Source organism: Ramlibacter sp., from assembly GCF_035706265.1.
GTDB lineage: Bacteria > Pseudomonadota > Gammaproteobacteria > Burkholderiales > Burkholderiaceae_C > Ramlibacter.
This window is the reverse complement of the sequence record NZ_DASSVG010000580.1, coordinates 1-14395: the sequence shown is the minus strand read 5'-3', so window position 1 is coordinate 14395 and position 14395 is coordinate 1. Positions and strand designations below refer to the sequence as shown.

General features: G+C 70.9%; 7 protein-coding genes and 2 pseudogenes. 6 read left to right on the top strand and 3 right to left on the bottom strand.

The genetic code is table 11. The annotated features are described in order from the left end of the window. Positions 1-1083: pseudogene (locus tag VFM98_RS20830) on the bottom strand (glutamine-synthetase adenylyltransferase); the annotation flags it as partial. 24 nt (positions 1084-1107) lie between these two features. Here VFM98_RS20830 and VFM98_RS20825 point away from each other — a divergent pair. From VFM98_RS20825 to VFM98_RS20810, 4 genes are all read left to right on the top strand, one after another. Then, positions 1108-5241 carry a YhdP family protein gene (locus VFM98_RS20825; RefSeq protein ID WP_325111806.1) on the top strand — a complete coding sequence of 1378 codons (4134 nt, stop codon included), beginning with the start codon at positions 1108-1110 and terminating at the stop codon, positions 5239-5241. Between the two features lie 11 nt (positions 5242-5252). Next, a complete protein-coding gene (locus VFM98_RS20820) occupies positions 5253-6065 on the top strand; it encodes a carbon-nitrogen hydrolase family protein (RefSeq protein WP_325111805.1) in 813 nt (270 codons plus the stop codon). Between the two features lie 65 nt (positions 6066-6130). Continuing rightward, positions 6131-8089 carry a two-component system sensor histidine kinase NtrB gene (locus VFM98_RS20815; RefSeq protein WP_325111807.1) on the top strand — a complete coding sequence of 653 codons (1959 nt, stop codon included), beginning with the start codon at positions 6131-6133 and terminating at the stop codon, positions 8087-8089. Positions 8090-8091: 2 nt separating this feature from the next. Next, on the top strand, positions 8092-8718 hold the full coding sequence (locus VFM98_RS20810; protein ID WP_325111804.1) for a response regulator transcription factor: 627 nt from the start codon (positions 8092-8094) through the stop codon (positions 8716-8718). A gap of 138 nt (positions 8719-8856) precedes the next feature. Here the strand turns inward: VFM98_RS20810 and VFM98_RS20805 are convergent, their stop codons facing one another. Beyond that, positions 8857-9000 (bottom strand): hypothetical protein, encoded by a 144-nt coding sequence (locus VFM98_RS20805; protein WP_325111803.1) that lies wholly within the window; start codon positions 8998-9000, stop codon positions 8857-8859. Here VFM98_RS20805 and VFM98_RS20800 point away from each other — a divergent pair. Beyond that, positions 8933-10141, top strand: coding sequence for a murein transglycosylase A (locus VFM98_RS20800; RefSeq protein WP_325111802.1), 1209 nt, complete (start codon positions 8933-8935; stop codon positions 10139-10141). The two genes, VFM98_RS20805 and VFM98_RS20800, sit on opposite strands and share 68 nt — an antisense overlap. A gap of 144 nt (positions 10142-10285) precedes the next feature. On the opposite strand, the gene VFM98_RS20795 is transcribed toward VFM98_RS20800, so the two are convergent. Then, positions 10286-10762: an Lrp/AsnC family transcriptional regulator gene (locus VFM98_RS20795; RefSeq protein WP_325111801.1), complete on the bottom strand. Its 477-nt coding sequence runs from the start codon at positions 10760-10762 to the stop codon at positions 10286-10288. A gap of 143 nt (positions 10763-10905) precedes the next feature. Here VFM98_RS20795 and VFM98_RS20790 point away from each other — a divergent pair. Continuing rightward, positions 10906-14395: pseudogene (locus tag VFM98_RS20790) on the top strand (indolepyruvate ferredoxin oxidoreductase family protein); the annotation flags it as partial.

Here is a 14395-nt window from a genome sequence, read left to right as displayed (position 1 = left end):
CGTCAGCCGCGGCAGCGCCTGCAGCGTCGGGCGGGTGCGCAGCTCGGGGAACTGGCCGCCGCGCACCACCTGCAGCAGCTGCACGATGAACTCGATCTCGCGGATGCCGCCGCGCGACAGCTTGACGTCGTTGGCGCGCTCCGGCCGGCCCGCCGCCCGCCGCGCCGCGTGTTCGCGGATCTGCCGGTGCAGCGAACGCAGCGAATCGAACACGGCGTAATCGAGGTAGCGCCGGAACACGAAGGGCAGCACCGCCGTGCGCAGCTGCTGCGCGCTGCCGTCGGCGATGCAGCTGCGCGGCGCCACGATCCGGCTCTTCAGCCAGGCGAAGCGCTCCCATTCACGGCCCTGCACCTGGAAATAGTCTTCCAGGGCGCCGAGCGACACGGCCGGCGGCCCCGAGTTGCCGTTGGGCCGCAGCGCCAGGTCGACCCGGAACACGAAGCCGTGCTCGGTCACGTCGCCGACCAGGCCGTACATGGCCTTCACCGCCTTGGCGAAGTACTCGTGGTTGGAGATGCGGTTGCGGCCCTCGGCATTGCCGGCCGTCTCGCCGTCTTCCTCGTAGACGTAGACCAGGTCGATGTCGCTGGAGACATTGAGCTCGCGCGCGCCCAGCTTGCCCATGCCCACCACCCACAGCTGCGAGCGGCGGCCGTCGGCCTTGCGCGGCGCGCCGTACACCTCGTCCAGCTCCGCGCAGGCGTGGCGGCAGGCCTCGTCGAGCGCGAACTCGGCGAGCTCGGTGACGGCCTGGGTGATCGTCGCCAGCGGCGCCTGCCGATCGCAATCGAGCACCACCAGCCGCTCCATCACCAGCTGGCGCAGCACGCGCAGCGCCGCAGCCACGTCATGGCCGCCGGAGCGTAAAGCCTGGTAAGCGACTGCCATCGTCGCGTGCGAAGGGTCGCCCGCAGGCAACAATGCGAGTTCGTTGGCATAGCGGCGCCGCAACCGCTGCACGAAACGGGATTGGCCGGAAAGTGGAACAGGTCCGCCGGGGCTGTCCTCCGCGGCGGCCGCGGCCCCGCCGTGCGATGCGGTGCCGCCGCTGCCGGTACCCGGCGCGTCGCCGAGGGTCATAATTCCCGCCACTCCCAAGTCTTCATGAATGCGACGCCGCCGTATCCCTCAAGCGCGCTGAGGTTGTTTGCCGCAGCCGTCAAGTGGTCCCTGTGGCTGCTGCTCGCGGCGTTGCTGCTGCTCTCGCTGGCCTGGGGTGCGCTGCATGGATTCATTGTGCCGCGAATCGGCGAGCTGCGCCCCGAGCTGGAAATCCAGGCCTCGCGGGTGCTGGGAATCCCGGTGCGCATCGGCGCGATCAGCGCCCGCACCGAAGGCCTGGTGCCCTCCTTCACGCTGGAAGACGTGGTGCTGCTGGATCCGCAGGGCCGCGAGGCGCTGCGGCTGCCGCTGGTGATGGCGGCCTTGTCCCCGCGCTCGCTGTGGAATCTCGGTTTCGAGCAGCTCTATATCGACCGGCCGACCCTGGCGATCCGGCGCGCGGTGGACGGCCGCATCTTCATCGCCGGCCTGGACGTCACGCGCGGCAGCAGCAACGACGGCCGCGCGGCCGACTGGTTCTTCAGCCAGCGCGAGATCGTGATCCAGGGCGGCACCCTGGAATGGACCGACGAAGCGCGCGGCGCGCCGACGCTGGCGCTGAGCCAGGTCGATTTCATCGCCCGCAACGCGGCGCGCCGCCACATGCTGCGGCTGGACGCGACGCCGCCGGCGGCCTGGGGCGAGCGCTTCACGCTGACCGGGATCTTCCGCCAGCCGCTGCTGACCACCCGCGCCGGCCGCTGGCAGCAGTGGACCGGCCAGCTGCATGCGCAGTTCGGCGCGGTGGACCTGTCGCAGCTGCGCCGGCACGCCGACCTCGGCTTCGACATCGCCCAGGGCCGCGGCCGGCTGCGGGCCTGGGCCGACGTGGACCACGGCGAGATCGCCGGCGGCACCGCGGACGTGGCCCTGGCGGACGTGCGCGCCACGCTCGGCGCGGCGCTCGAGCCGCTGGTGCTGCGGTCGGTCTCGGGCCGCCTGGGCGGCAAGCGCACCGCCACCGGCTTCGAGTTCCACACCCAGGACCTGCAGTTCCTCACCGAGGACGGCCAGGCCTGGCCGGGCGGCAACGTGGCCCTGAGCTGGAGCGGCGCCGAGGGCAAGGCGCCGGCCCACGGTGAGTTGCGCGCCGACCGGCTCGACCTGCAGGCGCTCGGCCACATCGCCACCCGCCTGCCACTGGGCGCGCCCACCCGGGCGGCGCTGCAGGCCTATGCGCCGCAAGGGCTGGTCGAGACGGTGCAGGCGCGCTGGCAGGGGCCGCTCGATGCGCTGCAGGCGTACGAGGCGCGCGGCCGCGCCGTGCGGCTGCAGACGGCGGCGCAGCCCGATCCCGGGGGCCACACCGGCATCCCCGGCCTGCGCGGCGCCGCGCTCGATTTCGACCTGACGCAGGCGGGCGGCAAGGCGCGGCTCGCCATCGCCCAGGGCAGCCTGGACTTCCCCGGCGTCTTCGAGCAGCCCGTGATCCCGGTGGAGAGCCTGGGCGCCGACCTGCAGTGGCAGGTGGAAGGCGAGCAGCTGTCGCTCAACGTGACCAACTTCCGCTTCGCCAACGCCGACGCCGAAGGCGAGGCGCAGGCGAGCTGGCGCACGGGCGATCCGAAGTCCGGCACGCCGCGCTTTCCCGGCGTGCTGGACCTGCAGGGCAGCCTAACCCGCGCGGACGGATCGCGCGTGTGGCGCTACCTGCCCTCGGCGATCCCCAAGCAGGCGCGCGACTACGTGCAGGAATCGGTGGTGAGCGGCGCCGCGACCGGGACGAAGTTCCGCGTCAAGGGCGACCTGCGCCACTTCCCCTTTCCCGACAACGAAGGCGGCGAGTTCCTGGTCGCCACCCACGTGCAGGACGTGGTGTTCGCCTACGTGCCGCCCAGCATCAACGAGGGCCCGGGCAGCTGGCCCGCGTTCACCGGGCTGTCCGGCGGCCTGGTGTTCCAGGGCAACGGCATGCAGGTGAAGGACGCGACCGGCCGGGTGCACGGGCGGCCGCTGCTGCAGATCCGCGCCGACGCGCAGATCCCCGACTTCCATCGCCCGCAGGTGAACGTGCAGGGGCATGTCGAGGGGCCGGTGAGCGAGTCGCTGGCGGTGGTGAACACCTCCCCGGTGGCGGCGATGACCAGCCAGGCGCTGGAGCGCACCACCGGCAGCGGCAACGCGGACGTGCAGCTGCGGCTCGCGCTGCCGCTGCGCGACATGACGCGCTCGCAGGTGCAGGGCACGGTCACGCTGGCCGGCAACGACGTGCAGATGACGCCGGACAGCCCGCCGCTGGCGCGCGCCCGCGGCGCCGTGCTGTTCTCCGAGAAGGGCTTCCAGGTCGCCGGCGTGCAGGCGCGGGCGCTCGGCGGCGAGGTGCGGCTGGACGGCGGATCGCGCCCGGGCGGACCCGGCGAGCCGGCCATCGTGCAGTTGCGCGGCCAGGGCACGGCCACCGCCGAGGGCCTGCGCCAGGCGCGCGAACTGGGCTTCGTGTCGCGGCTGGCGCGCGACTTCAATGGCGCCACCGGCTACAACCTGCTGCTGACCTTCCGCCGCGGCCCGCCGGAGGTGCAGGTCACGAGCAACCTGCAGGGCCTGGCCATCAACCTGCCGCCGCCGCTGAACAAGACGGCCGAGGCCGCCCTGCCGCTGCGCTACGAGACGGCGCTGATGCGCGAGTCGCTGCTGCCGCAGGCCAGGCTGCAGGAGATGCTGACGGTCGACCTCGGGCGCGTGGGCTCGGTGAACTTCGTGCGCGACCTGTCGGGCGAGGAGCCGCGGGTGCTGCGCGGCGCCATCGCGGTCGGCCTCGCGCCGGGCGAGACGGTGGTGCTGCCCGACGAGGGCGTCACGGCCAACGTGCAGCTGGACCGGGTCGACGTCGACGCCTGGGAGGACGCGCTGGAGCGCGCCGCCGGGCCGGAGACCACGCCGGCGCCGGTGACCGTTCCGGTGGGCGCCGCGCTGCCCTCGCGCGAGGTTGGCGCCAGCCAGTCCTACCTGCCGACGGTGATCGCACTGCGCGCAGGCGAGCTGAGCGTCGGCGGCCGCACCTTGCGCAACGTGGTGGTGGGAGGCTCGCGCGACGGCCGCGTCTGGCGCGCCAACATCGAGGCCAACGAGCTCGATGGCTACGTCGAATACCGCCAGCCCCAGAGCACGGGCGCCGGCCGCGTGCACGCGCGCCTCGCCCGGCTGAACATCGCCGCCTCCGCCGCCGGCGACGTCGAGGAACTGCTGGACCAGCAAAGCGCCATTCCGGCGCTGGACGTGATCGTCGACAACTTCGAGCTCAAGGGCAAGAAGCTGGGGCGGCTGGAGATCGACGCCGTCAACCGCGGCGCGGGCACGGTGGTGCGCGAAGGCGGCATCCGCGAGTGGCGCCTCAACAAGCTCAGTCTCACCATGCCGGAAGCCTCCTTCAACGCCTCGGGCAACTGGGCGGCCGTCGGGGCGGAGGCGGTGGCGCCGGGCGGGCCGCGCCAGGCCGCGGCCGCGGGCGAGCGGCGCCGCACCTCGATGAAGTTCCGCCTCGACATCGCCGATGCCGGCAACCTGCTGGCGCGCATGGGCATGAAGGACGTGCTGCGGCGCGGCCGCGGGGCGATGGACGGCAACGTCTCCTGGATCGGCTCGCCGCTGGCGCTGGACTATCCCTCCCTCACCGGCAGCTTCAACGTGCAGGTGGAGAACGGCCAGTTCCTCAAGGCCGACCCGGGCCTGGCCAAGCTGCTGGGCGTGCTGAGCCTGCAGTCGCTGCCGCGCCGGCTGGTGCTCGACTTCCGCGACGTCTTCAGCGAGGGCTTCTCCTTCGATTTCGTCCGCGGCGACATCACCATTGCGCAGGGCATCGCCGCCACCAACAACCTGCAGATGAAGGGCGTGAACGCCGCGGTGCTGATGGAAGGCAAGGCCGACATCGAGCGCGAGACGCAGGACCTGAAGGTGGTGGTGGTGCCCGAGATCAACGCCGGCACCGCCTCGCTGGTGGCCACCGTGATCAATCCGGCGATCGGCCTCGGCTCCTTCCTGGCGCAGATTTTCCTGCGCCAGCCGCTGATCCGCGCGGCCACCCAGGAATTCCACGTCGACGGCACCTGGACCGACCCGCGCGTCACCCGCGTGGCGCGTTCCGCCACCCCCGAAACCACCGGCGCCTCCGGCGCGCCGCCCGACCCCGCCACGCGCTGAAAGCACGCACCATGAAGATCGCCGCCCTCCAGACCGTCTCCGGTTCGCAGCTGCCTGCCAACCTGGATGCCGCCTACGGCCTGCTGGCCGAAGCGGCCCGTGCCGGCGCCGAACTGGCGGTGCTGCCCGAGTACTTCTGCCTCATGGGCCAGCGCGATGCCGACAAGCTCACCGTGCGCGAGGCCTTCGGCCAGGGCACGGTGCAGGGCTTCCTGGCCGCCACGGCGCGCGAGCTCGGGCTCTGGATCGTCGGCGGCACGCTGCCGCTGGTGGCCGAGTCGCAGCAGCACGTGCGCAACACCAGCCTGGCCTTCTCGCCGCAGGGCGAGTGCGTGGCGCGCTACGACAAGATCCACCTGTTCTGCTACGACAACGGCCGCGGCGAGCAGTACGACGAATCGCGCGTGATCGAGGCCGGCCGCGCGCCGCAGTCCTTCACCCTGCCTTCGCGCGACGGCCAGGCCTGGCGCGTGGGCCTGTCGGTCTGCTACGACCTGCGCTTTCCGGAGCTGTATCGCGCGCTCGGCGCCGATCTGCTGCTGGTGCCCAGCGCCTTCACCTACGGCACCGGCCAGGCGCACTGGGAGATCCTGCTGCGCGCCCGCGCGATCGAGAACCTGGCCTATGTCGCGGCGCCGGCGCAGGGCGGCCGGCACGACAACGGCCGCCGCACCTGGGGCCACTCGATGGTCGTCGATCCCTGGGGCGCGGTGCTGGCGCAGCGCGAGGAAGAAGGCGCCGGCGTGGTCGTGGCGGAGCTCGCCTGGGACCGCCTGCAGCAGGTGCGCAGCCAGTTGCCGGCCTTGCAGCACAGGGTGTTGTGACTTCGTTCTTCGTTCCCGGTTTTCCGTCGGTGCGCCTGTCCACCCTCAGGCGCTGGTCCTTGTGGATGCTGCTGGGCGTGCTGGTCGTCGCGCTGCTGGTCACGCTGGTGTACCTGGCGGCGCGCTACGAGGCCAGCGTGGCGCAGGCCAACGTCGAACGCGACGTGGCCGACGCGCTGAGCGACATCCGCTCCGCGCTCACCCGCAACGTGCAGGAACTGCAGGCGCTGCAAAGCGGCCTGCGCACGCGCGAGCAGTGGCGCGCCGAGGCCGACCGGCTGCTGCGCGGCCACCGCGAATGGATGCGCATCGAGCGGCGCGGCCCCAGGCTGGAGCTGCTGACGGCCGTCGACACGCCTTACCGCACGCCGGTGTTCGGCCGCTTCGAGCGCGAGAGCTCGCTGGCGGAGGTGCAGCAGGCCTGCGCCACCGCCACCCGCATCAGCAGCCACGCCTACGCCCGCAGCCACTTCGTGCCGCAGGCCGACGGCCTGGGGCTGGAGCTGATGGAGCTGTGCCTGCCGCAGGTGGAGGCGGGGCGCATGGTGGGGTACGTCGTGGCGACCTATTCGCTGGTGGACCTGCTGGCCACCCAGATCGGCCCGCAGATGGGCAAGAGCCAGGAGATCTCGTTCACCGAGGCCGACGGCACGCGGCTCGCGATGCATGGCCTGGCGCGCCGCGGCCGGCGCGTCTTCACGGCGCAGCAGCTGCTGGACCTGCCGGGCAACACCATGGTGCTGCGCATGGACAGCTGGCGCCGCTCCGAGCCGGACCTCTTCCCCAACGTGCTGACGGCGCTGGTCACGGTGATGTCGATCGCGCTGGTGACGGTGCTGTTCATGCTGGGGCACGACACGCGGCGGCGCCTGCGGGTGGAGCAGGACCTGGCCGACGCGCTCGCGTTCCGCAAGGCGATGGAGGATTCGCTGGTGACGGGCCTGCGGGCGCGCGACCTGCAGGGCCGCACCACCTACGTCAATCCGGCCTTCTGCAGCATGGTGGGCTTCACGGCCGAAGAGCTGATGGGCAAGGGCGTGCCGGCGCCCTACTGGCCGCCCGAGCGCATCGAGGACTACCGCAAGCGCCAGGAGGTGCGCCTGTCGGGCCGCAACATCCCGCCGCGCGCCGGCTATGAATCGGTCTTCATGCGCAAGGACGGCACCCGCTTCCCGGTGCTGGTGATCGAGGCGCCCCTGATCAACGCGCAGGGGCTGCAGACCGGCTGGATGAGTGCGGTGCTGGACATCAGCGAGCAGCGCCGGTCCGAGGAGCTCTCGCGCGCCAGCCAGGAGCGGCTGCAGGCCACCGCGCGGCTGGCCACCGTGGGCGAGATGGCATCGCTGCTGAGCCACGAGCTGAACCAGCCGCTGGCGGCCATCGCCAGCTACGCCAACGGCTCCATGAACCTGCTGCAGGAACGCGACCCCGCCTCCACCGACATGCTGCAGATCGCCATGAGCCGCATCGCCGAACAGGCGGACCGCGCCGGCCGCGTGATCAAGAGCGTGCACGACTTCGTGCGCCGGCGCACCCAGGCCCGCGAGGCGGTGCCGCCGCAGGTGCTGTTCGACGCCATCCTGCCGCTGGTGAACCTGCAGGCGCACAAGCTGGGCGTGCGGGTGGACATCCGGGTGCCCGAAGGCCTGCCGCGGGCGCTGTGCGATCCCACCATGGCCGAACAGGTGCTGCTCAATCTGGCGCGCAACGCGATGCAGGCGATGGACGAGGCCCACGTGCCGCATCCCGAGCTGGTGATGCAGGTGCGCGCCACGCCGGCCAGCGAAGGCGGCAAGCGCTGGCTCGAGTTCTCGGTGGCCGACCAGGGGCCCGGCATCCCGGAGGAGGTGAAGCAGAAGCTGTTCACGCCCTTCTTCACCACCAAGGCCGAAGGCATGGGCCTGGGCCTGAGCCTGTGCCGCACCGTCGTCGAACAGCACGGCGGCCACCTCGTGTTCGAGCCCAACCAGCCGCAGGGTACGATCTTCCGGTTCACCCTGCCTGCCGAAACCGCCGCCGCCTGACCATGCAGCCTGCCACCGATGCCACCGTCTTCATCGTCGACGACGACGCGGGCGTGCGCGACGCGCTGGCCTGGCTGCTGCGCTCGCGCCGGCTGCTGTCCTCCACCTACGCCAGCGCGGAGGAATTCGAGGCCATGCTGCAGGGCGGCTTCCAGCCCACCCAGGCCTGCTGCCTGCTGCTGGACGTGCGGATGCCGGGCATGAGCGGGCTGGCGCTGTTCGACAAGCTGATCGAGCGCAAGCTGCAGCAGGTGATGCCCGTGATCTTCCTGACCGGCCATGCCGACGTGCCGACGGCGGTGGACATGGTCAAGCGCGGCGCCTTCGACTTCTGCGAGAAGCCGTTCTCCGACAACGCCCTGGTGGACCGGGTCGAGGAGGCGCTGCGCTGCTCCGCCGAGGTGCAGGCCGCGCAGCGCGAGAAGGGGGCGCTGCAGCACCGGCTGGACGAACTCACCGAGCGCGAGCGCGACGTGATGCGCCTGGTGGCCAGGGGCCTGCCGAACAAGCTGATCGCCGACCAGCTCGCGATCAGCGTCCGCACGGTGGAAGTGCACCGCGCGCGCGTGTTCGACAAGATGGAAGTGAAATCCGCGGTGGAACTGGCGAACCTGCTGCGGGACTTGTGAATTCCGAAACCGGACATCCGGACGCAAAGGGCGCAAAGGTACGCAAAGGACGCAAAAGAACATCAACTTTCCTGATGGCTTCTTTTGCGTCCTTTGCGCTTCCTTCGCGTCCTTTGCGTCCGGATGTTGAATTGATGCTCACGACGAGCCGCGACCGTCCCCGCCGCGCGGCGGGTCCTCCCGCGGGGGCTCGCCGCTCTTGCGGCCGGAGAACATGGTCCACCACACGATGGCCACGAGCAGCACCAGCGCGGCGAGCGCTTCCAGCAGAATCAACAACATGGTCCGGGTCCTGTTCCTTGCCGGCATTCTAGGAATGCTGGCCGCCTGCACTTCGGTGCCGCTGCCGCCGCAACCGCCATTGCAGGTGCCCGCACCCGCCGTGGTGACGCCACCGCCGCCCGCGGCGCCGGAGGACGGCGTGCTGCCGGCGCCCGTGGTGCGCGGCAAGGCGCGCTGGATCCCCGCGCGCTGGTCGGAGCTTCCCGGCTTCGCCGAGGACGCCCTGCACGAAGCCTGGAATGCCTGGATCCGCAGCTGCGAGCGGCCGGCGCCGCCGCATGCGGGCCTGTGCCCCGAGGTGCGGCGGCTCTCCATCGCCAGCGCGGACGAACAGCGTGCGTGGATGCAGCGGCGCCTGCAGCCCTGGCGCATCGAGCCGCTGGCGCGCGAGGAGGGCCTGCTCACCGGCTACTACGAGCCGATGCTGGAGGCCTCGCGGGTGCCGACCGCGGCGCAGCAGGTGCCGCTCTACGCCCCGCCGGCGGACCTGGCCCGGCGCCGGCCCTGGTACACGCGCCAGGAGATCGACACCCTGCCCCAGGCCCGCGCGGGCCTGCGGGGACGCGAGATCGCCTATGTCGCCGACCCGCTCGACGCGTTGTCCCTGCAGATCCAGGGCTCGGGGCGGCTGCGCGTCACCGAAGCCGATGGCCGGGTGAGCGTCGTGCGGCTCGCCTTCGCCGGCAGCAACGAGCAGCCGTATCGCAGCGTCGGCAGCTGGCTGCTGCAGCAAGGCGCGCTGCGCGATGCATCCTGGCCCGGCATCAAGGCCTGGGCGCGGGCCAACCCGCAGCGGTTGCAGGAGCTGCTGTGGAGCAATCCGCGGGTGGTGTTCTTCCGCGAGGAGCCGCTGTCGGACTTCGACGCCGGCTTCGGCCCGCGCGGCGCCCAGGGCGTGCCGCTGACGCCGGGCCGCTCGATCGCGATCGAGAAGGACAGCGTGCCCTACGGCACGCCGATGTGGCTGTCGACGCCCGGCCCGCTGCTGCCCCTGAACCGCCTGGTCTTCGCCCAGGACACCGGCAGCGCCATCGTGGGCGCCGTGCGGGCCGACTACTTCACCGGCTGGGGTGCGGAGGCGGGCGAAGTGGCGGGCCGGCTCAAGCAGCCCTTGGCGCTGTGGGTGCTGTGGCCGCGGTGAATACCGAACATCCGGACGCAAAGGACGCGAAGGTCACGCAAAGGACGCCAAAGAAGACATCTGGGAATCGGCTGTCCTTTTGCGTCCTTTGCGAAGTCTTTGCGTCCTTTGCGTCCGGTTGTCCGGCTGCTTGGCTGTGCCTGGTCACGGCTGCAGGTGCCCCAAGGGCAGGCTGCTGCTCGCCTTGATCTCCCCCAGTGAGAAGCTGGTATGCAGGTCCTTCACGTGCGGCAGGTTGATCAGCACCTGGCGGGCGAACTGGGAGAAGGCGTCGAGGTCGCGCGCCACCACCTGCAGCTCGAAGGTGCCGGTGCCGCTGATGTAGTGGCACGACACGATCTCGGGGACTTGCCGGATCGCGTTCTCCATCTCGCGCGCGCTCTGGCCGGTGACGCGCTCGGCGTCCACCCGCACGAAGGCGAGCACGCCCAGGCCGATCTTGTGGCGGTCGATCTCGGCCCGGTAGCCCTTGATGTAGCCGGCCTCCTCCAGCGCCCGCACGCGCCGCCAGCAGGGCGCGGCCGATAGCCCCACGCGCTGGGCGAGTTCGGCGTTGGTCAGGCGCGCGTCGGCCTGCAGTTCGCTCAGAATCTGGATGTCGTACCTGTCAAGCTTTTCCATTTACCCGTCGTTCGCGAAAGATCCTTGCGGATCCTAGCCGGCAGAGGGCATGAAAAGCAAACATCTGTCCCCGCGTGGGACATACACTGTGCAGCCGCCCCGCTTGAGCCGTGAACCCCGGGGCGCCAGGAGACAAGCAGAAGATGAACGCACCGCTGCCTGAACACATCCGCAAGGCGCTGGAAACCGTCACCCTCGACGACAAGTATTCGCTCGACACCGGGCGCGCCTTCATGAGCGGCGTGCAGGCGCTGGTGAAGCTGCCGATGCTGCAGCGCCAGCGCGACGCCCTCGCCGGCAAGAACACCGCCGGCTTCATCAGCGGCTACCGCGGCTCGCCCCTCGGCGGCTACGACCAGGCGCTGTGGAAGGCGCGCAAGTACCTGCAGGCGCAGAACATCGTGTTCCAGCCGGGCGTGAACGAGGAACTCGCCGCCACCGCGCTGTGGGGCACGCAGCAGCTCGGTTTCGCCCCCAAGGGATCGAACAAATTCGACGGCGTGTTCGGGATCTGGTACGGCAAGGGCCCCGGCGTGGACCGCTGCTCCGACGTCTTCAAGCACGCCAACATGGCCGGCACCACGCCCTGGGGCGGCGTGATCGCGGTGGCCGGCGACGACCACGTGGCCAAGAGCTCCACCGCGGCCCACCAGAGCGACCACATCTTCAAGGCCTGCGGCCTGCCGGTGTTCTTCCCGGCCACGGTGCAGGAGATCCTGGACATGGGCCTGCACGCCTTCGCCATGAGCCGCTACGCCGGCGTCTGGTCGGGCATGAAGACGATCTAGGAGATCGTGGAGTCGAGCGCCACCGCGGTGATCGATCCCGAGCGGGTGCAGATCGTGCTGCCGACCGATTTCCAGATGCCGCCCGGCGGCGTGCACATCCGCTGGCCCGATGCGGCGCTGGACCAGGAAGCGCGCCTGTACGACTTCAAGTGGTACGCGGCGCTGGCGTACATCCGCGCCAACCGCCTCAACTACACCGCCGTCTCGGGCCCGAACGACCGCTTCGGCATCATGGCCAGCGGCAAGGCCTGGAACGACACGCGCCAGGCCCTGCTGGACCTGGGCCTGGACGACGAGACCTGCCGCCGCCTCGGCATCCGCCTGCACAAGGTGGGCGTGGTGTGGCCGCTGGAGGCGACCGGCACGCGCGAGTTCGCGGAAGGCCTGCGGGAGATCCTGGTGGTGGAGGAAAAGCGCCAGGTGATCGAGTACCAGGTGAAGGAGGAGCTGTACAACTGGCGACCCGACGTGCGGCCCAACGTGGTCGGCAAGTTCGACCAGGACGACGGCTTCGCGGGCGGCGAGTGGTCCACCCCCAATCCCACCGCGCACGCCCTGCTGCGCGCCAACGCCGATCTGTCGCCGCACCTGATCGCCCGCGCCATCGCCCGCCGGCTGAAGAAGGTCGGCCTGGACGGCGACATCCAGGCCCGCATCGACGCCCAACTGGCCATCATCGAGGCCAAGGAACGCGCGATGCAGGTGGTGGAGGTCAAGGGCGATCGCATGCCCTGGTTCTGCTCCGGCTGCCCGCACAACACCTCCACCGTCGTGCCCGAGGGTTCGCGCGCGATGGCCGGCATCGGCTGCCACTTCATGGCCGTGTGGATGGACCGCGCGACCGTCGGCTTCACCCAGATGGGCGGCGAGGGTGTGCCGTGGGTGGGCCAGCAGCCCTTCTCCAACGAGAAGCACGTGTTCGCCAACATCGGCGACGGCACCTACTTCCACAGCGGCCTGCTGGCGATCCGGCAGTCCATCGCCGCCGGCGTCAACATCACCTACAAGGTCCTGTACAACGACGCCGTGGCCATGACCGGCGGCCAGCCGGTGGGCGAGCGCCCCGAGGGCCACACGCCGCTGCAGATCGCGCAGAGCCTCGATGCCGAAGGCGTGCGCAAGCTGGTGGTGGTGACCGACCAACCGGAGAAGTACGAGGGCGCGAAGCTGCCCGCCGGCGTGACGGTGCACCACCGCGACGAGCTCGATCGCATCCAGCGCGAGCTGCGCGACACCGAGGGCGTCACCGCCATCATCTACGACCAGACCTGCGCCACCGAGAAGCGCCGGCGGCGCAAGCGCGGCACCATGGCCGACCCGGCCGTGCGCGTGATGATCAACGACCTGGTGTGCGAGGGCTGCGGCGACTGCAGCGCCAAGTCCAACTGCCTGTCGGTGGAACCGCTCGAGACCGAGTTCGGCCGCAAGCGCACCATCAACCAGAGCACCTGCAACAAGGACACGAGCTGCCTCAAGGGCTTCTGCCCCAGCTTCGTCACGGTGGAAGGCGGAACGCTCAAGCGCAAGGCCAAGGCGCAGGCGGCGCCCTCCCCCTACGACGGCGGCGAGATTCCCGAGCCGCGGCTGCCCCTCACCGCCGAGGCCTACGGCATCGTCGTGGCCGGCGTCGGCGGCACCGGCGTGATCACCATCGGCCAGCTGCTCGGGATGGCGGCCCACATCGAGGGCCGCGGCATCGTCACGCAGGATTCGGCCGGCCTGGCGCAGAAGGGCGGCGCGACCTGGAGCCACGTGCTGATCGCCGACACGCAGGATGCGATCCGCACCACGCGCGTGAACATGGCCGCGGCCGACCTCGTGATCGGCTGTGACCCGATCGTCACCGCCGGCAAGGAGACGGTGCTGCGCATGCGCGCCGGCCGCACGCGCGTGGCGCTCAACGGCCACGCCACGCCCACCGCCGCCTTCGTGAAGAACACCGAGTGGGCCAACCCGTCCGACGCCTGCGCGGGCGAGATCGCCAAGGCCGTGGGCGCCGGGAACCTCGCCGCCTTCAACGCCGAGGAGCTCGCTTCCCGGCTGATCGGCGACAGCATCTACACCAACCCCATGCTGCTCGGTTACGCCTGGCAGAAGGGCTGGGTGCCGCTCGCCCGCGAGTCGTTGCTGCGCGCCATCGAGCTCAACGAAGTGGCGGTGGAGAACAACAAGGCCGCCTTCGCGTGGGGCCGCCGCGCGGCCCACGACCCGCAGGGCGTGGCCGCGCTGCTGGCGCCGAGCGCCCAGGTGATCGAGTTCAAGAAGCGCGAGACGCTCGAGAGCCTGGTGGCGCGCCGGGTCGAGTTCCTCACGGCCTACCAGAACGCCGGCTACGCGGCGCAGTACCGCGAGCTGGTGGAGCGGGTGCGCGCCGCCGAGGCGCCCCTGGGCAAGACGACGCTGGCCGAGACCGTGGCGAAGAGCCTGTTCAAGCTGATGGCGTACAAGGACGAATACGAGGTCGCCCGCCTGCATGCCGAGACGGGTTTCCGCGACAAGGTGGCGGCCCAGTTCGAAGGCGATTTCCAGATCCACTACCACCTCGCGCCGCCGCTGTTGGCGAAGCACAACGAGAAGGGCGAGCTGGTCAAGCGCAAGTTCGGGCCGGGCACCATCCACCTGTTCCGGCTGCTGGCCAGGCTGCGGGGCCTGCGGGGGACGCCGCTGGACATCTTCGGCCGGACCGAAGAGCGCCGCACCGAGCGGGCGCTGATCGCCGAGTACCGCCAGACGGTGCTGGAGCTGCTGGAGCGGCTGCAGCCGGGCAACCATGCGCAGGCGGTCGAGATCGCCGCGCTGCCGGAGAAGATCCGCGGCTTCGGCCACGTGAAGGCGCGCAACCTGG

Bases quoted from the DNA above. Each gene is read 5' to 3' on its own strand.
- VFM98_RS20825 (WP_325111806.1), top strand. From the start codon at position 1,108: ATGAATGCGACGCCGCCGTATCCCTCAAGCGCGCTGAGGTTGTTTGCC.
- VFM98_RS20820 (WP_325111805.1), top strand. From the start codon at position 5,253: ATGAAGATCGCCGCCCTCCAGACCGTCTCCGGTTCGCAGCTGCCTGCC.
- VFM98_RS20815 (WP_325111807.1), top strand. From the start codon at position 6,131: ATGCTGCTGGGCGTGCTGGTCGTCGCGCTGCTGGTCACGCTGGTGTAC.
- VFM98_RS20810 (WP_325111804.1), top strand. From the start codon at position 8,092: ATGCAGCCTGCCACCGATGCCACCGTCTTCATCGTCGACGACGACGCG.
- VFM98_RS20800 (WP_325111802.1), top strand. From the start codon at position 8,933: ATGGTCCACCACACGATGGCCACGAGCAGCACCAGCGCGGCGAGCGCT.
- VFM98_RS20805 (WP_325111803.1), bottom strand. From the start codon at position 9,000: ATGTTGTTGATTCTGCTGGAAGCGCTCGCCGCGCTGGTGCTGCTCGTG.
- VFM98_RS20795 (WP_325111801.1), bottom strand. From the start codon at position 10,762: ATGGAAAAGCTTGACAGGTACGACATCCAGATTCTGAGCGAACTGCAG.